Below are 17697 nucleotides of genomic sequence, written 5' to 3' on the forward strand. Positions count from 1 at the left end.
CGCCCCGGTGGCGGGCCTTTCCATATCTGCACCATCCCATATCTGCCCCCATCCCGCTGCGGTTGCCGCCCCCGGCATCCTGTTCGATATTTGTTCCGATCGGGGCGATTCGCCCCGCTGCGGGATGCGAGCAGGGGACGACGCGGGTGACGGGGCATCTGGACACGCTGAACGACGACCAGCGCCGCGCCGCCGCCCATGGCGCGGGCGGTTCCGGCACCGTCGGCGGGCCGCTGCTCATCATCGCCGGTGCCGGATCGGGCAAGACCAACACCCTCGCCCATCGCGTCGCCCACCTCATCCTCAACGGCGCCGATCCCGGCCGCATGCTGCTGATGACCTTCTCCCGCCGCGCCGCGGAGGAACTGACGCGCCGGGTGGAGCGCATCTGCGCCCGGGTGCTCGGCACCCCGGGCAATGCCATGGGCGACGCCCTCGCCTGGACCGGCACCTTCCACGCCATCGGCGCCCGGCTGCTGCGCGACTATGCGGGCGAGCTCGGCATCACCCCGGACTTCACCATCCACGACCGGGAGGATTCGGCGGACCTGATGAACCTGGTCCGCCACGAGCTGGGCTTCTCCAAGACCGAGGCGCGGTTTCCCGCCAAGAGCACCTGCCTTGCCATTTATTCCCGCACCCTCAATGCCCAGGCCCCCATCGAAGAGGTGCTGCGCGCGAATTTTCCCTGGTGCGCCGGCTGGGCGGACGAGCTGAAGCGGCTGTTCGGCGCCTATGTGGAGGCCAAGCAGCGCCAGAACGTGCTCGATTACGACGATTTGCTGCTCTACTGGGCCGAGGCGGTCCGTGAGCCGAGCCTCGCCGCCCATATGGGCGCGCGCTTCGACCATGTGATGGTGGACGAATATCAGGACACCAATCGTCTCCAGGCCTCCATCCTGCTGGCGCTGAAGCCCTCCGGGCACGGCCTCACCGTGGTGGGGGACGATGCCCAGTCCATCTACGCCTTCCGCGCCGCGACCGTGCGCAACATCCTGGATTTTCCCGCCCAGTTCAGCCCACCGGCCGAGGTGGTGACCCTGGAGCGCAACTATCGCTCCACCCAGCCCATCCTCGCCGCCGCCAACGGGGTAATCGCCGAGGCCTCCGAGCGTTTCACCAAAAACCTCTGGTCGGACCGCCCCTCGCCGCGGCGCCCCCGCCTCGTCACCGTGCGCGACGAGGCCGATCAGGCCCGCTTCGTGGCGGATGCGGTGCTGGCCGGGCGGGAAGGCGGCATTCCCTTGAAGCAGCAGGCGGTGCTGTTCCGTGCCGCCCACCATTCCGGCACCCTGGAAGTGGAGCTGACCCGGCGCAACATCCCGTTCGTGAAGTTCGGCGGGCTGAAGTTCCTGGACAGCGCCCATGTGAAAGACCTTCTGGCGGTGCTGCGGTTTGCCCAGAACCCGCGCGACAAGGTGGCCGGCTTCCGGCTGCTGCAGCTGCTGCCGGGCATCGGTGCCGCCACTGCCGCCCGGGTGCTGGACGCCATGGCCGCGAGCCCCACGCCCCTCGCCACCTTGGCGGAGCTGCCGGCGCCGCCCCGCTCCGGAGCCGACTGGGCCGCCTTCGTCATCCTCATGCAGGGGCTGGGGGCGGCCGATCCCCACTGGCCGGCGGAGCTCGGCCGGGTGCGGCGCTGGTATGAGCCCCATCTGGAGCGCATCCATGAGGATGCGGACATGCGCCGCGCCGATCTGTTACAGCTGGAGGCCATCGCCGCCGGCTATCCCGGCCGCGCCCGCTTCCTCTCCGAATTGAGCCTCGATCCGCCCGACGCCACCTCCGGCGAAGCCGGAGTGCCCTTGAAGGACGAGGATTACCTCATCTTGTCCACCATCCATTCCGCCAAGGGGCAGGAATGGAAATCCGTATTCGTCCTCAATGTGGTGGATGGCTGCATGCCGTCCGATCTCGGCACTGGCACCAGCGCGGAGATCGAGGAGGAGCGCCGCCTGCTCTATGTGGCCATGACAAGGGCCAAGGACAGTCTGGACCTGATGGTGCCGCAGCGCTTCTTCGTGCATGGCCAGCACGCGCGCGGCGACCGCCACGTCTATGCCAGCCGCACCCGCTTCATTCCCCCCGCCCTCCTCAACCTGTTCGAGGCGGAAAGCTGGCCCAAGGCGGGGGCGACCGGCCCCGGCGCGCCCCTGGGCCCCGCCATGGTGGACGTGCGCGCCCGCCTCAAGGGCATGTGGGGCTAGGAAGCAAGACGCGGCCCCGTCAGCCACGGCATGTTCAGCCGCGGCCGATGAAGGGCATCTTGGTGGCCATCACCGTCATGAATTGCACATTGGCGTCCAGCGGCAGGCTGGCCATGTAGAGCACCGCGCTCGCCACATGGGCCACGTCCATCACCGGTTCCACCTTGGTGGAGCCGTCGGCCTGGAGAATGCCGGCCTTCATGCGCGCCGCCATGTCGGTGTCCGCATTGCCGATGTCGATCTGCCCGCAGGCGATGTCATAGGCGCGGCCATCGAGCGAAGTGGCCTTGGTGAGGCCGGTAATGGCGTGCTTGGTGGCGGTGTAGGGGGCCGAAAAGGGCCGTGGTGCGGTGGCGGAGATGGATCCGTTGTTGATGATCCGCCCGCCCCGCGGGGTTTGCGCCTTCATCAACCGGAACGCCTCCTGAGTGCACAGGAACGGGCCGGTGAGGTTGGTGTCCACCACGCTCTTCCACGCGCCGAAGCACAGTTCATCGAGGGGCACCGCCGGCGCGCCTGTGCCCGCATTGTTGAACAGCAGGTCGAGCCGGCCGAACTTGTCGCGCACGGCCTCAAACAGCGCCTTCACCTGCTCGGGCTGGGTGACATCGGTGGGCACCACCAGGGTGTGATCGGAATTCATAGCGGCGGCGGTCTCGCTCAACGCCTCAGCCCGTCGTCCGGCGATGGCCACGCCATAGCCGGCCCCCGCCAGCGCCACGGCGACCGCCTGGCCGATGCCCGACCCCGCGCCGGTGACGACGGCAATCTGTCTTCTGGTCATCGCGGCTCCTCCCCCACTATTGACCGCCACGAACCCGTCGTTGCAGGCCCGTCATCGCCAGTGGCGATAACGCCATGGCGCGACCACGGCGGGGAGAAGTCAAGCCCACGGTCACCCGGCCGGTGGGGCTCAATTGGTGGCAGGCGCCGCCAGGGCTTCGGCATCAATGAAATGGCCGGCGCGATCCCGCTTGGCCGTGAGGTAGCCCACATTCTGCGCGGTCGGGCGCCCGAACACCCGCTCATCGGCCACCACATCGAGCCCTGCGTCACGCAGGGCTTCGATCTTCCGTGGATTATTGGTGATCAGCCGCACCCCCCGCACCCCGAGCTGGCGCAGCATCTCGGCGGCGAAATCGAAGCGCCGCTGGTCGAGGCCGAAGCCGAGCGCCGCGTCGGCGTCGAAAGTGTCGTAGCCCTGGGCCTGCAGATGGTAGGCCCGCATCTTGTTGGCAATGCCGTTGCCCCGCCCTTCCTGGTCCAGATAGAGCAGGATGCCCCCGGCTCCTTCCGCCATGGCGCGCACCGTGTCGCGCAGCTGATCGCCGCAATCGCACTTCAGCGAGCCGAACAGATCGCCGGTGAGGCAGGCGGAATGGAGCCGCACCGGCACCGGCGCGGACAGGTCCGGCCGGCCAACGATGATGGCCACCTGGTCGCGTAGCCCCTCGCCACCGCGAAACACCACGAATTGCGTGTCGGTGGCCCCTTCCAGCGGCACCTGGGCGCGGCCGACGATCTTCAGGCTGGCCACCTGGGCCGCCCGATAGCTGGCGATCGCCTCCCGCGACACCCGCAGCAGGCCCGGCGCGGCGGCCGGATCAATGTCCACCACCACCGCCGCCGGCAACACCAGAGCCAGCCCGAGCAGGTCGAGCGCGGAGCCGTCCAGCCCATTTGCCGGCGCAACGGCGGCGCCGCCCGGCAGCCGCGATTGCACATCCAGCGCCAGCCGGGCCACCGCGCCGGCATCCACCCCGGCCAGCGCCACCGCGCCGGGGCGCGAGGCGGGATGGCCGAGCTTGTCCAGCCGGGGCGCCGGCAGCACCAGCCGCGCGCTGCGGCCCACGCGGGCGAGGGCTTCGGCCAAGCGGGCATCAAGCGCCTCGGCGCCAATCACCACCACCGCGGCCTGCGGCTCCGTCAGGCACACGGGCCGGCCGGCACGCAGCTCGGCGATCGCCCGTTCGACGGCGACATCCCCTCCCAGCAGGCCGAATTCAGCACCCACAGACACCATGATGCTCTCTGATCCCTCCACGGCCACCCGGCGCGGGAGCTAAAACCTTGTTCGCCATAGACATGGCAACGGCCGCGCGCCGACACAAGAGCGCCTGGCGCGCCGCCGATGCGCCGGCTGTGCAGGCCTTCCATATGCCGGCCTTCACACAGCCCAGATCCATCGCCCTTGCAAGCCGCTTTACATGCCAGGATGGAGGCATTCCCGCATCATCGGGGAACCGGCGTCCTTCCCCTCCGTTGACACGCCGGCAAACCACTCCTACCACTTGTAGGCCGGCCGGTTTGCAAAACAGAGCGGACCCATCTCGAGAAGGTCCGCTCAAAGGGGATCAAATCGCATGGCCCTACGCGTGTCGGGAAAGAACATCGACGTTGGCGACGCCCTCCGGGCTCGGCTCACGGATCGGGTCTCCGAAGTTCTCGCCAAATACTTCGACGGCGGATGGTCCGGACATGTCACCGTGTCCCGGGAAGGTTCCGGCTATCGGTCGGATTGCATGCTGCATCTTGATACGGGTGTGAATCTGCAGGCGCAGGGATCGGCGCAGGACGCCAATGCCTGCGCGGATTCCGCCATCGACAAGATCGAGCGGCGGCTGCGCCGCTACAAGCAGCGGCAGAAGACGCGCCACGCAACCACAGCGACGGATGAAAGCTTCGCCGCGCAGAGCTATATTCTCAGCGGCCTCCCCGAATCGGAGACCGAGGCGGAGTTTGACGGCTGGAGTCCGACTGTCGTGGCAGAGCAGATGACTCGTCTGCGCTCCATGTCGGTGGCGGATGCGGTGGTTGAGCTCGACATCACCGGCGCGCCGGTGGTGGTGTTCCGCCATGGCGGCCATGGGCGCGTCAGTGTGGTATACCGCCGGCCGGATGGCCATGTCGGGTGGATCGACCCGGCCGCCGAGGAAGTCCATTGACCCTCGACCCCGCTTGAGATTAGCGTCCGCGTTTTCTCAAGCCAGGGCCGTACGCCGCAGGGACCCGATCTATGCCCCTTGCCGACCTTCTCGCCCCGAATGCGGTGTTCCCCATGCTGCGGGCGAGCAGCAAGAAGCAGGTTCTTCAGGAACTGGCGCAGCAGGCTGGCCTGCTGGTGGATCGTGATCCGCGGGAAATCTTCGAGACGCTCCTGCAACGGGAGCGTCTCGGCTCGACCGGTGTCGGCAACGGCATCGCCATTCCCCACGGCAAGCTCGACAATCTGAACAAACTGTTCGGCCTGTTTGCCCGCCTCGAAAAACCCATCGATTTCGAATCGCTGGATGGCGAGCCGGTGGATCTGGTGTTTCTGCTGCTGGCCCCCGAAGCCGCCGGCGCCGATCATCTCAAGGCGCTGGCCCGGGTGGCGCGGATGCTGCGCGATCCGGATATTGTGGAAAAGCTGCGCGCCACGCGCGACAGCAGCATGATGTATGCGGTGCTCACCGCCACATCCGCCTCCAACGCCGCCTGACCGCTTTGCGAAGCCCAACCAGAACAGCCCTCCGGCGACCAGTCGGGTCGCGGCAGGGCTGCTGCTGTTGGTCCGATGCTGCAGGAACGCCTGTCGGCAAAAACGCCTGCCGGTAGGAACGCCTGGCTGCCCTGACAAGCAGGCACAGGAGCGGTGAGGCTCGGCGCTGAAGGCTCTGACCGCAAACGGCGCCATACCGCCCGCAGCTCGCTTGTCGCAAGGCCCGCTTGTCGCAAGGCCCGCTTGTCGCAAGGCCCGCTTGTCGCAAGGCCCGCTTGTCGCAAGGCCCGCCTGTCGCAAGGCCCGCTTGTCTCAAGCCCTGGCGCTGCGCGCCGTCCGCGCGGGGCTCTGCGCCCCGTCGCGGTGCCGTTCACGGCGTCAGTGGACGCTCACCGGAACGAGCTCATGTTCCATGGCATTGGCCAGCGCCGCCTCGCGGCTGTCGGTCAGCATGATGGGCGTGCCGTCGGCCGCATGCAGCGTGAACAGCGTCATGCCCGGCGCCAGCTCCGGCGCCTGTGGAAACAGCGCCCGAACTTGCTCGGACTGAATGCTCCGCACATAGGCGATCTCACCACCCCCCAGACCTGCCAGGGCTTCAGGGGTCATGCCCTCCAGGTTCGACGCTGCCGCGGCGCACCCGTGTCCCGAAAATCCAGTCATTTTTATGCTCCTCACTCCGGCATGCCGATCGCCCGCCCCATTCAAGGCCGCGAGACGATATCGATCCGCTTGGCCTCCCGGACCGGCTCGGGGCGGACGAGATCCACCGCCAGCAGGCCGTTGCGCAGCTCTGCGCCGAGAACATTCATGCCCTCGGCAAGGACGAAGGTGCGCTGGAACTGCCGCGCCGCGATGCCCCGATGCAGGAAGGTGCGGTTGAGCCCCTCCTCCATCTGACGCCCACGGATCGTCAGCTCCCGCTCCTCCAGGGTGATTTCCAGCTGTTCCGCACTGAAGCCCGCCACCGCCAGCGTGATCCGCAGGCGCAGCGGCGCTCCCGCGCCCGCTTCGATCCTCTCCACATTGTAGGGAGGATATCCGTCGGCGCTCTTGGCCACCCGGTCGAGCACCCGCTCGACCTCGTCGAACCCCAGGAGAAAGGGACTCGACAACGAAGAAACTCGCGACATGCCTCAAGTCCTCATCAAGCGACTTGGTCAAACGACTTGGCTTTGCCGGGCGCGCACCTATCCGGCCGCGCCCATCGAGGCCCTCGCGGCACCTCGACATGATCCATATGGGGTGACCCCCACCCTCCCGCAAGGCACACGTATGCCCCCCGGGGAATGCTACCTAATTACCAACGGGTGGACATTTCGCACTTGCAATGAAAGGCTAGGGGCACGCCGCGTTGCCCTTGCGACGCTTCTCCGTGCTGCTCCGCAACACGCCAGATCACGTCGGGAACCCCCACCGATGGCGCTGCGCCCCCCTTTCAGAACGTCCTCGATTCTCGCGACCCTCCTGGTCGCCGTCGCCCTGTTCAGCCTGTTCGCCGTGCCCGCCCGGGCCCAGCCCCTGGAGCTGCCACGGGCGAGAGCCGCAACCCCGGAGGCCTCCATCCAGGATCCCTCCGCCGCGGCGCCCCCTGCCGCACCGGCGCAAACGCCGCCCCCGCTCTCCGACAGCCTGCGCAAGGACATCAAGGGGCTGCTGAGCACCCTCAAGGATGACGAGAGCCGCGCGGATCTCATCACGAACCTCCAGACCCTGCTGCGGGTCGCCGACCCTCTCGCCCATCAGGGCGCGCGCAACGACTGGCTCACCGGCGCCACCCGCGGCCTGGGGCAGTTCTCCAGCTCGGTGCTGGCGCTCGTCATCGAGATCCGCAATCTCCCGCAGCTGCTGGTGCAGGTGTTTGCCAACCTGTCCGATCCGCGCGTGATCGAGAACATCAGCTGGGCCACCGGCATGGTGGCGGCGGTGCTGGCTGCGGCGCTGGCGGTGGAATGGCTGGTGAAGTGGCTGTTGCGCCGCCCACGCCGGGCGGTGGAGGCCCAGAACAGCGCCAGCCTCGTCGCCCGGCTCGCCTGGCTGTGCCTGCGCACGCTGCTCGATGTGCTGCCCATCGCCGCGTTCGCGGCCACCGCCTTCGGGGTGCTGGCCTTCGCCGACCTCACCTTCGCCGTGCGCCTGGCGGTGGTGACGGTGATCAACGCCAACGTGCTGGCGCGCAGCGTGCTGGCGGCGGCGCGGGCCGTGCTCACCCCGTCCCTGCCGCGCCTGCGGCTGGTGCCACTGGGGGATGAGGGGGCCGCCTACTGCTTCCTCTGGGTCCGGCGGTTCACCTACACGGCGGTGTACGGCTATTTCCTGCTGCGCGCCGCCTGGATCCTCGGCCTGTCGTCGGCCGCCCATGGCATGCTGCTGGATCTGCTGGCCTTCATCATCGCCAGCATGGCGGTGGTGCTGATTCTGCAGATCCGCCGCCCGGTGGCCCGCCAGCTGCGCAAGGTATCGGCGGCGGGCGGCCAGATGACCCTGCTGCGCAACCAGATCGCCGAATTCTGGCACCTGTTCGCCATCGCTTATGTAGTTGCGGTGTTCATGGTCTGGGCCCTCGGCATCGAAGGGGGCACCGCCTTCATCGCCCAGGCCAGCATCCTGTCCCTCATCACCATCCTGGCGGCGCGGGCGCTGATGCTCGTCCTGATGCGGGTAGGCAAGGCGGTGTTCCGGCTGAATGACACGGTGCGGGAGGAGTTTCCCCAGCTCGAGGCACGGGCCAATCGCTATCTGCCGATCCTGCGGCACGGGGTGGGGCTGCTGATCACCGCCGTCACCACCCTGATCCTGCTGGAGATCTGGGGCGCCGAGCCGTTCGACTGGCTGGCCACCGACCATGGCGAAGACCTGCTGGGCCGCGCCATCGCCATCTGCATCGTGGTGGCCGGCGGGTTTGCCGCCTGGGAGGTGGGCATCGCCTTCGCCGACCGGCTCTATGAACGCAACCCCGCCTCCAATCGGGTGAAGACCCTGCTACCGTTCCTGCAGAACGGCTTCCGCATTGTCCTCGTCACCATCGCCGGGCTCATCGTGCTGTCCGAGCTCGGCGTCAACATCGGCCCGCTGCTGGCCGGCGCCGGCGTGCTGGGCCTCGCCATCGGCTTCGGCGCGCAGACCATGGTGAAGGACGTCATCACCGGCATTTTCATCCTCATGGAGGATACGTTGTCGGTGGGCGACGTGGTGGAGCTCGGTGCCCACGCGGGGCTGGTGGAGAAGATCACCGTCCGCACGGTGCATCTGCGCGACTTCGACGGCAACGTGCACTCCCTGCCGTTCGGCGAGGTGCAGATCATCAAGAACATGTCGAAGCAGTTCGCCTATGCGGTGGTCGACGTTTCCGTCTCCTACCGTGAGAATATCGACGAGGCGCTGGCGGTGATGGCGGAAGTGGCCGAGGAGATGGCCTCCACCGGCCCACTGGCCGAAACCATCATCGGCCCCTTCGAGCTGATGGGGGTGGAGGGACTGCAGGATTCCGCCGTCTGGCTGCGCGGCCGCTTCAAGACCCGGCCGCTGGGACAATGGAACGTCAAACGGGAGTTCTACCGACGCATCAAGGCGGCCTTTGACGCCCGCGACATCCGCATCCCGTTCCCCCATCAGACCATCTATTTCGGCGTCGACAAGAAGGGCGAGGCCCCGCCGGTGCATGTGGTGATGGAAACCGGCGCCCGCCGCGCCGCGCCCAAGGGCTCCCGGGCGCCCGTCCCTCCCGTCGTCCAGACCCCGGGCCCGCTGGTGGAGGAGCATCCCGGCGCGCGGGAGCGGACCGACGAGGATCTGGAAGAGGCGATGCCTGCCGGCGGCGATCCCACCGCCGGCAGGGTGTCGTGACCGACGCCGCGGCGCGGCGCCCTCAGGCCGCCCGGCGCGGCCCCACCGGCCGGCGCGGGGCGAAGCTGTCGGCGTCGGCGGCCTCCCATTCGGCCGCATAAGGCGTGGCATCCGCCTCCGCCAGGAGGCTGCCCGCCGTCAGGAACGGGTAGATGCGATCCAGGGGCTTCACCTCGATGGGGCTCACGCGATGCCACAGATGGTGCGGCAGCAGCTCGCTGGGATGGGACAGGCCCGCCGCCGCAACCAGCTCGGCCAGCGCGTCCACCGTGTGGCGGTGATAATTGGTGACCCGTTGCGCCTTCTCGGCCACCACCAGCCCGCGCTGCAGGTGCGGATCGGTGGTGGTGACTCCGGTGGGGCACTGGCCGGTGTGGCAGCGCATGGACATCACGCAGCCCAGCGAGAACATGAAAGCCCGCGCCGCGTTGCACCAATCGGCGCCGATCCCCATGTTGGCGACCATGGAAAAGCCCGATGTGACCTTGCCGGAGGCGGCGAGGCGCACCTCGGGGCGCAGGCCTGTGCCCACCAGCGCGTTGCGCACCACGATCAGCCCCTCGCGCAGGGGCATGCCCACGTGATCGGCCAGTTCGTGCGGCGCCGCACCGGTGCCGCCCTCGGACCCGTCCACCACGATGAAATCCGGCCGGATGCCGCTCTTCAGCATGGCCTTGGTCATGGCGAACACCTCGGTGGGGTGACCGACGCAGAGCTTGAGGCCCACCGGCTTGCCGCCCGACAGCTCGCGCAGGCGGGCGACGAACTCCATCATCTCCACCGGCGTCGAGAAGGCGGAATGGCGGGCCGGCGAAATGCAGTCCTCGCCCACAGGAATGCCCCGCGCCTCGGCGATCTCCGGCGTCACCTTGGCCGCCAGCAGCATGCCGCCATGGCCTGGCTTGGCGCCCTGCGAGAGCTTGATCTCGATCATCTTCACCTGGTCGTCCGCCGCCCGCTCCGCGAACCGCTCGGGCGAGAAGGTGCCATCGGGATTGCGACAGCCGAAATAGCCCGACCCCAGCTCCCACACGATGTCGCCGCCATGGATGCGGTGATACCGGGAGATGCTGCCTTCGCCGGTGTCGTGGTAGAAGCCCCCCTCCCGGGCGCCGAGGTTCAGCGCCTCGATAGCGTTGCCCCCCAGCGAGCCGAAGCTCATGGCCGAGATGTTGAGCACCGAGGCCGAATAGGGCTTGGCGCAGTCCGCCCCGCCCACACTCACCCGGAACGGCTCCTTGGCCACCGGCATGGGCGCCAGCGAATGGGTCATCCATTCATATTCGGTGGCGTAGGTGTCGAGCTCGGTGCCGAACGGCTGGCGATCCTCCTCATTTTTGGCACGGGCATAGACCAGGGAGCGATCGTCGCGATTGAACGGCCGCTCGGACAGGTCGTCCTCCATGAGATACTGGCGCAGATAGGGCCGCAGCGCCTCGAACAACCAGCGCATGGAGCCGATGACGGGGTAGTTGCGCAGCAGGGAATGCTCCGGCTGGGTGATGTCGAACACCCCGAGCAGCACCAGCGGAAACAGCACGCAGAAGACGATGAGCCACGCCTGATGCAGCGAGAACGACAGGATGAGGCTGATCAACGCCCCAAGGCTCACGGCGATGAAAATACTGTAGCGGGCCAGCAGCGTCTTGGTGCTCGGCGTCATCCAAGCCATTGCGCTCGATCGCGGCCCGTGGGCTCCCGTCATGGTGGCGTTCCTCCGGTTTCCAGCCTGCTACGCTAGAGCAGAATCGACGGCCGCTGAATCGCCAAATGGACAGAACACGCGCGCCGCGGCCCCGTCTTGTGCCGAAATGAACGACATTTCCATGATGGAGGGGCGCGGCCCGGCGGCCGGCTGAAAGAAATTGGGGCGCTCACCGCAGACCGGCGAGCGCCCCCATCGAAGCCGGTGACGCTGACACCTGACGACCGGCCTCGCCCTGTATCAGCAAATGGCCTGCCAATTCGGCAAAAACAAGATGTAGGCCGCAGACCCCATCCAGCCTACAAAATATGGCCAAGCTTGCGTGACGGCTTCGCAGAATGCAAATCGTGCTCGCATTTTGCAAAATGCCAAGGGTGGTCTCTTGCAGTTTGCGAGAGCCCGGAAGGCGGGCGGACGACTGGGGTGGACTAGTCCTGCGAGAGCGCCCTGGCGGCGCCCCGCGCCTCCTCGGCGAGCCAGACGTCCAGGAACCCGTCGAGCCAGCGGCAGACAGCGGAATCATAGCGCTGCCAACCGTCCAGATGGGCCTGCCCCGGCTGCGCGCCGCGCTTCGACAGGCTCTGGGCGCCGCGCACGGTCCACAGGCACATCATCTCCCGCGTCACCTCCGGGTGGAACTGCAGGGCGAAAGCGTTGGCGCCATAGCGGAACGCCTGGTTGGGGAAAACCTCGCCCGTGGCCAGGAGATCGGCGCCGGGCGGCAGCTCGAACCCCTCGGAATGCCAATGATAGACGTGGCTGGGCCAGGGCAGCAGTGCCTCACCGGCGTCGGTGGCCGCCAGCGGATAATAGCCGATTTCGCACGTGCCTTCGTGGTGCGGCAGCACCCGCGCGCCCAGCGCCTTGGCCATCATCTGGCCGCCGAGGCAGATGCCGAGCAGCGGCATGCGCGCCGCCAGCGCCTTGGCCATGAAATCGATCTCGGCACGGATGAAGGGCAGGTCGTCATTGGCGCTCATGGGGCCACCGAACACCACGGCGCCGGCGTAATCCTCCAGCGAGCCCGGCAAAGGCTCGCCCAGCGCCGGGCGCCGCACATCGAGGTGATAGCCGCGCTTCTGCAGCCGCTCGCCGATGCGCCCGGGAGAGGAATGGGCCTGATGCACGATGATGAGGATGTCGGTGGCCGGCCCGCCCGCCGCCGGCTGGGCGGCATCGGCGCTGCATGGTAACGGCTGGCGTGAGCCTGCAGGCGTCCGCAGCGTCACCGCCTCCGGCTCAAGCGCGGTCGGTGTGGTCGGGTGCTGTGTCTGGGGCCTGATCCTGTCGTTCACCGCTCGTTTCCGTCTCCTCGCGAATCTCGCGCCGGATCTCCACCCGCTCGCGCGCGCTGACATTGAGCAATTCCGCTGCGCGCCAGACGAGGTTGTCCTCGAACTCGCTCAAGGTGCCATCCGCGAAGGCCACCTCGAACATCATCTCGATGATGCGGCGCCGGCCCTCCTCGTCCAACGCCCGATTCAACACGCTGGTGAAGGCATAAAGATCGACGGCTTCGGCATCCTTGGCAATGGCCAATTCAACCAGAGCATCGCTCTCCGCACCTTCGAGCGCGAACCGCCGCTCCAGAATCTGGCGCAGCATGGCCCGCTCGGCGTCGGTCACCACACCGTCGATGGAGACGACGTGAACCAGGAGTGCGGCGGCGGCGAGGCGATAATCGTCCGGGCTGAACGCATCGGTGTCACGACGTCCGCCGGTGATGTCGGTGATGAAGTCCGAGAGGGTGCGGAACATGCGTCGGGCATCCTGCTGCGTGGGCGCGCGATGGGTGCGCACGGTGGGGGACCGCTCGGGCGGATGGCGGTGGCCAAGGCACACCGCGACCCGGGTGAACATGGACCTGTACGGCCGGATCGCGCGTGAACCGCCACCCGGCGAGGCTCTGACCCCACCGCCATTGCCATGATGCCAGCGCCGGGGCAAGGCCCGCAAGCTGCACCGCGCGGGTGCTTCCCCCCATCGCCCGTTATGCCATGATGCCGCCGCGCCCATCGGCTCCGATACGGGTCAAAGACGCCGCGCCAGGGTCGCGGTTCAGGAAGGAACGTCCAGTGGTCGAACAGCCGAGCGCGCGCGGAACCATCCTGCTGGTGGAGGACGAGCCATTCGTCGCGCTCGTGGCCCAGCAGGTGCTCGAGGACCACGGGTTCATGGTGGTGGTGGCCGGCCATGGCGCCGCCGCCATCGATCACGCGCGCGACGCCTTCCAGTCCGGTGGCGATGGGGCGCTGCTGCTGGCCCTGGTGGATATCGGCCTGCCCGACATCGGCGGCGACGAGGTGGTGCGCACCTTGCGCGGGCTGGCGCCCACCCTGCCCATCATCATCGCCACCGGCTATGCCATCGAGGAGATTGCCGCGGAATTTGACGGCGTTGCGCGCCTGGTGATGATCCGCAAGCCCTATGACGTGGCCACCCTGCGGGGGGCGCTGCGCGCGGTGGGGGTGGCGATCCCGGAAGAGCCCGACGCCGGCGCCTAGCGCCAGCGTCGGAACCGATCACCGCCGCAGCAGCAGCTGCCCCAGCAGCAGACCGACGCCAGCGGCCACGGCGCAGGCGACGAAAGGCTGCTCGCGGATGGCCTCGCGCACCGACACCGAGTGCCCCTCGGCCCACTCGCTCGCCGCCGCGGCCTGAACCTGCGCCTCGCCGGCAAGGCCCTCGACCTTGCTCTGGGCGGTCTTGCCGAGGCTGTCGATGAGGCGCGCGAAATCGGCGCGCAGTTGATCGAGATCCTGACGCACGTCTCCCAGACTCGGTTCGCTCTTCTCGGCCATCATGGTCTCCATTCATCTCGTGTCGGTTCCCGCCACACCCGCACGGGCGAGGCGGCGGATGATGCCGACCGCCGCACCTTGCCCGCCTCCAAGCCTTTGGACAATGCGATGGCGCAAGGGACAGGTGCGGCAGCGGACAGGCGCGGCAGCGGACAGGCGCGGCAGCCGGCGCACGTGCCCCGCGGATCAGGCGATCCGCTCGGACGCGGCGCCCACGCTGCGGGCCTCGTGGAAAAACAGCGCCTGGGCGATGGTCGCCTTCACCGTTTCCGACAGGAACGGCTTGGTGATCAAATAAGTGGGCTCCGGCCGCTCGCCGGTGAGCAGGCGGTCGGGAAAGGCGGTGATGAAGATTACCGGCACCGCGAAGCGCTCGAGGATGTCGGTGACCGCATCCACCCCCGACGATCCGTCGGCCAGCTGGATATCCGCCAGCACCAGACCGAAATTGCCGCTCTGCGCCAGCTCGACCGCCTTGGCATGGGTGGGCGCCACGCCGATCACCTCGTGCCCCAGCTCCTCGACCATGGTGCGCAGGTCGAGGGCGATCACCCACTCGTCCTCGATGATCAGCACCCGGGTGGCGATCTGCCGGTCGATGTCCCGCTGGGCGGCCACCACCTGCGCCTCCACCTCCTCGATGGTCACGCCGAGAATGCTGGCGGCCTCGGCATAAGAAAAGCTCTCCATGGCGGTGAGCAGGAAGGCGACCCGCGACGAAAGATCCATGGCCTGCAGTCGCAAGTCGGCCTGCAGGGCGCCCGCCTCGGGAAGGCCGGGCCGGCGTTTCCACACGTGGTGGAAGGCCCGGTAGAGCGCCACCCGGGGCGATACCCCGGTGTCGAGCGACACCTTTCCATCCAGCACCGCTTCCAGCGTCTCCTTCACCAGATCGTCGCCCGCCTGCTGGGAACCGAGCAGGGCTCGGGCATAGCGCCGCAGCGCCGGCAGTTGCTTGACGATCGAGGTTTGCGGCATGCGCGACTCTCCTGAAGGATGGCACTCGCTCATAATGGCACGGACCAAGGACGGCACCGGAACGAACGCCTCGATGGTTTCCAACGCCGTCACCTGCCGATTGTTCCGGGTGCGGCGCGTGCGGAACCCGATGACGCACCGGGACATTCTACAGCGGTGGCTCGTGCGGGACGAGATGTGGCGTGCTTCATTCCGGGGTCGACCGGGCGCAGAACGAGGGTGATGGCGTTCATGGATTGGGTAAAGGCGCAAGCCGTCCGCACACGCCACCGCGAACGCTCGGCCCTGTTCGCCGCCGCGGCCAGCCGTCCGCGCACCCTGCTCGACAGCGTGCGCCGGCGGCTGATTCTCATGGTGCTGCTGGCGCTCGCCCCCATCGCGGCGCTGAATTTCATCCAGGGCGTCATGCAGCTCAACGCCGCCGAGGAAGAGGCCCGCCAGCGGCTGCTGCAGCACGCCACCGCCGCCGCCGCGGACCAGGAGGCGGTGATCGCCTCGGCAGAAAACGTGCTGCAGGCACTGAAGAACGTCGCCGATGTGGTGACCGGTGCGCCCTCCTGCCCGGCGATTCTGCACGGCGCCGTGCTGAGCCTGCCCTTCGCCAGCAACATCAGCGTCATCGACACCACCGGCAAGGTGACCTGCGCGGCCCTGCCCTTGGAGCAGACCGACGTGAGCGATGCCCCCTGGTGGCGCGCCGCCGCCGACGCGCGGATGTTCCGGCTGTCCGGCCGCATCGCCAGCCCCACCGCCCACGACGGCATCCTCATGGCCCTGTTGCCCCTGACCGGTGCCGACGGGCAGGTGGACGGCACCATCGCCATGGGCATCGACATCGCCTGGCTCGACAATCTGATGAAACGCGAGGCGCCGCCGGCGCGCAGCATGGTCGCGCTGTTCTCTCCCCATGGTGAGGAGCTGGTCTCCAACGCCCGGACCGCCAGCGCCGCGTTGTTCGCCGGGCAGGACATGACGCGCACCGGCCGGAGCCTGCGGGAGGCCCGGGACAGTGACGGGCGTAGCTGGACCTTCGCCACGGCCCCCTTGAGCCGGCAGGGCCTGACCATCGCCTTCGCCCTGCCCACCGAAAGCCTGTTCCGCTGGACCGTGCTGACGGTGGCCGCCAGCTTCGCCCTGCCCGCGCTCATCGTCGTCGCCAGCCTTGTAGGGTTGTGGCTGGCGGTGGATCGCATCGTGCTGCGCTGGGTGCTCTATCTGCGGCGCGTCACGGCGGTCTACGCCCAGGGCCATTACGCCTTCCGCCCCACCCGGATCAACGATGCGCCCAGCGAGTTCCGCGCCCTTGGCCACGCGGTGGAGAACATGGCCTTCGCCGTGCGCGAGCGCGATGCGCGGCTGCGCGAGAGCCTGGCGGAGAAGACGGCGCTGGTGCGCGAGATCCACCACCGCATCAAGAACAGCCTGCAGATCGTGGTGAGCCTCATCAGCCTCTACGGCTCGGCGATCCCGCGGGGTGCCGATCGGCGGCGGTTCGAGCAGTTGCGCACCCGCGTCAACACCCTCGCTCTGGTGCATCGCATCCTCTACGAGGCGACGGAAGGCTCGCAGGTGCGGCTGCGTGAGCTCATGGGCGAGTTGGCCGGCCTGCTGGAAAGCGCCGCCGAGGGCCCGCTGCGCATCTCGGTCGAGGCCGAGGACGCGCCGCTTCCCACCGACATGGCGGTGCCCCTGGCGCTGATGCTGGTGGAGATCGTCCTGCGCTTCGCCATGGCCGATGGTGATGACACCAGGGACCGCGCCGCTCTCGCCCTCACCCTGTCCGGCAGCGTCGCCGACAACCGGCTTCAGGTGGCGGTGGAAGCGCCGGTGGACGGCCCCCCGCCCGCCGCCACTGGCGCTGATCTCGCCTATGGTTTCGCCGCCCAGCTCGGCGGCACCCTCGAACAGAGGACGAGCGGTCCGCGCGTCACCGTCTGCGGCACCTTTCCCTGTCGCGATGGCAGCCGCTAACGCCGCGCGGCGACGCCCTCGCACCCGCGCATGACCATGGGTGGAACTTTTCCGCTCCGGTGACGTTTGTGCTTCCAGAGGCCCCATGCGGCGCCCCTACCGTTTCCGCAGCGCGGCGGCAGGGCAGCCGAGCAGGAGCAGCAGAATGGAAAAGATGCCCTCCAAGAGTCCCAGCAAGACCCCCGCACCGCGTGGCTTCGCCGCCATGGATGCGGAAAAGCAACGGGCCATCGCCCGCAAGGGCGGAGAGAGCGTGCCTGCCGAGAAGCGCAGCTTCTCCCAGAACCGGGCCCTCGCCGCCGCGGCGGGTCGCAAGGGTGGTCAGAGTGTCTCCGACGACCAGCGCAGCTTCTCGCGGGACCGCTCCCTTGCCTCCCTGGCGGGACAGAAGGGGGGCCAGAAGAGCCCTCCCAAGATGTAGCCCCCCCCCCCCCCGCAGCGTCACCGGCGCCCCTGCCCCGGCGCCATGCAAGAGGAGAGCAGACGAGGACAGCATGCGAGGAGAGCGTGCCTGCCCCTCGGATCCCTTTGAGAACGGAGGCCAGCCCTTGCCGCAATCTCAACCCGTATCCGCCGCCCTACGATGGTCCTTGAACACCCGTGCTCCCCGGCTTCCCCAGCCCCTTGCCCAGCCCCTTGACCGGCCCCCTGCCCGCCCCCCGGAGGCTTCGCCCTGGGGCGCGGCGGTGGCGGCCCGCCCCGACGCCG

The 17697-nt window shown here is 68.3% G+C and carries 16 protein-coding genes; 7 read left to right on the forward strand and 9 right to left on the reverse strand.

Annotation, left to right across the window (positions count from 1 at the left end):
• The first annotated feature begins 146 nt into the window (after positions 1–146).
• Positions 147–2207 carry an ATP-dependent helicase gene (locus ACU4E7_RS03400; protein WP_447020648.1) on the forward strand — a complete coding sequence of 687 codons (2061 nt, stop codon included), beginning with the start codon at positions 147–149 and terminating at the stop codon, positions 2205–2207.
• A gap of 34 nt (positions 2208–2241) precedes the next feature.
• Here the strand turns inward: ACU4E7_RS03400 and ACU4E7_RS03405 are convergent, their stop codons facing one another.
• Positions 2242–2991 (reverse strand): SDR family oxidoreductase, encoded by a 750-nt coding sequence (locus tag ACU4E7_RS03405; protein ID WP_447020649.1) that lies wholly within the window; start codon positions 2989–2991, stop codon positions 2242–2244.
• Positions 2992–3120: 129 nt separating this feature from the next.
• Complete coding sequence (gene ribA, locus ACU4E7_RS03410; protein ID WP_447020650.1) at positions 3121–4230, reverse strand: GTP cyclohydrolase II RibA; 1110 nt, start codon at positions 4228–4230, stop codon at positions 3121–3123.
• Between the two features lie 340 nt (positions 4231–4570).
• Between ribA and hpf the strand changes: the two genes are divergently transcribed.
• The gene (gene hpf, locus ACU4E7_RS03415) at positions 4571–5152 is read left to right on the forward strand and encodes a ribosome hibernation-promoting factor, HPF/YfiA family (protein ID WP_238120449.1); all 582 of its coding nucleotides are present in this window, start codon (positions 4571–4573) and stop codon (positions 5150–5152) included.
• Positions 5153–5223: 71 nt separating this feature from the next.
• A complete protein-coding gene (gene ptsN, locus ACU4E7_RS03420) occupies positions 5224–5688 on the forward strand; it encodes a PTS IIA-like nitrogen regulatory protein PtsN (protein ID WP_447020651.1) in 465 nt (154 codons plus the stop codon).
• Positions 5689–6066: 378 nt separating this feature from the next.
• Here ptsN and ACU4E7_RS03425 read toward each other — a convergent pair whose 3' ends face one another.
• Together ACU4E7_RS03425 and ACU4E7_RS03430 are read right to left on the reverse strand one after the other, a co-directional pair.
• A complete protein-coding gene (locus tag ACU4E7_RS03425) occupies positions 6067–6297 on the reverse strand; it encodes a BQ00720 family protein (protein ID WP_238125012.1) in 231 nt (76 codons plus the stop codon).
• A 95-nt stretch (positions 6298–6392) separates the two neighbouring features.
• On the reverse strand, positions 6393–6821 hold the full coding sequence (locus tag ACU4E7_RS03430) for an Hsp20 family protein (protein ID WP_238120446.1): 429 nt from the start codon (positions 6819–6821) through the stop codon (positions 6393–6395).
• A gap of 286 nt (positions 6822–7107) precedes the next feature.
• Here ACU4E7_RS03430 and ACU4E7_RS03435 point away from each other — a divergent pair, with 286 nt between their 5' ends.
• Entirely contained in the window at positions 7108–9534 is a 2427-nt protein-coding gene (locus ACU4E7_RS03435; protein ID WP_447020652.1) for a mechanosensitive ion channel family protein, read from the forward strand.
• A 22-nt stretch (positions 9535–9556) separates the two neighbouring features.
• On the opposite strand, the gene ACU4E7_RS03440 is transcribed toward ACU4E7_RS03435, so the two are convergent.
• The 3 genes from ACU4E7_RS03440 to ACU4E7_RS03450 form a co-directional block, all read right to left on the reverse strand.
• Positions 9557–11197: an FMN-binding glutamate synthase family protein gene (locus ACU4E7_RS03440; RefSeq protein ID WP_238120444.1), complete on the reverse strand. Its 1641-nt coding sequence runs from the start codon at positions 11195–11197 to the stop codon at positions 9557–9559.
• A 470-nt stretch (positions 11198–11667) separates the two neighbouring features.
• Entirely contained in the window at positions 11668–12462 is a 795-nt protein-coding gene (locus tag ACU4E7_RS03445) for a glutamine amidotransferase (protein ID WP_273546113.1), read from the reverse strand.
• 16 nt (positions 12463–12478) lie between these two features.
• The gene (locus tag ACU4E7_RS03450) at positions 12479–12997 is read right to left on the reverse strand and encodes a tellurite resistance TerB family protein (RefSeq protein ID WP_238120443.1); all 519 of its coding nucleotides are present in this window, start codon (positions 12995–12997) and stop codon (positions 12479–12481) included.
• A 317-nt stretch (positions 12998–13314) separates the two neighbouring features.
• Between ACU4E7_RS03450 and ACU4E7_RS03455 the strand changes: the two genes are divergently transcribed.
• Positions 13315–13743: a response regulator gene (locus ACU4E7_RS03455; protein WP_447020653.1), complete on the forward strand. Its 429-nt coding sequence runs from the start codon at positions 13315–13317 to the stop codon at positions 13741–13743.
• A gap of 18 nt (positions 13744–13761) precedes the next feature.
• Here the strand turns inward: ACU4E7_RS03455 and ACU4E7_RS03460 are convergent, their stop codons facing one another.
• Both ACU4E7_RS03460 and ACU4E7_RS03465 read right to left on the reverse strand, forming a co-directional pair.
• A complete protein-coding gene (locus ACU4E7_RS03460; protein WP_238120441.1) occupies positions 13762–14052 on the reverse strand; it encodes a glycine zipper domain-containing protein in 291 nt (96 codons plus the stop codon).
• A gap of 174 nt (positions 14053–14226) precedes the next feature.
• A complete protein-coding gene (locus ACU4E7_RS03465) occupies positions 14227–15018 on the reverse strand; it encodes a response regulator (RefSeq protein WP_447020654.1) in 792 nt (263 codons plus the stop codon).
• A 222-nt stretch (positions 15019–15240) separates the two neighbouring features.
• On the opposite strand from ACU4E7_RS03465, the gene ACU4E7_RS03470 reads away from it, so the two are divergent.
• Both ACU4E7_RS03470 and ACU4E7_RS03475 read left to right on the forward strand, forming a co-directional pair.
• Entirely contained in the window at positions 15241–16989 is a 1749-nt protein-coding gene (locus tag ACU4E7_RS03470; protein WP_447020655.1) for a sensor histidine kinase, read from the forward strand.
• A gap of 145 nt (positions 16990–17134) precedes the next feature.
• Positions 17135–17410, forward strand: coding sequence for a KGG domain-containing protein (locus tag ACU4E7_RS03475; RefSeq protein WP_443266296.1), 276 nt, complete (start codon positions 17135–17137; stop codon positions 17408–17410).
• Positions 17411–17697 lie beyond the last annotated feature (287 nt).

This window comes from Xanthobacter sp. ZOL 2024 (genome assembly GCF_052932325.1).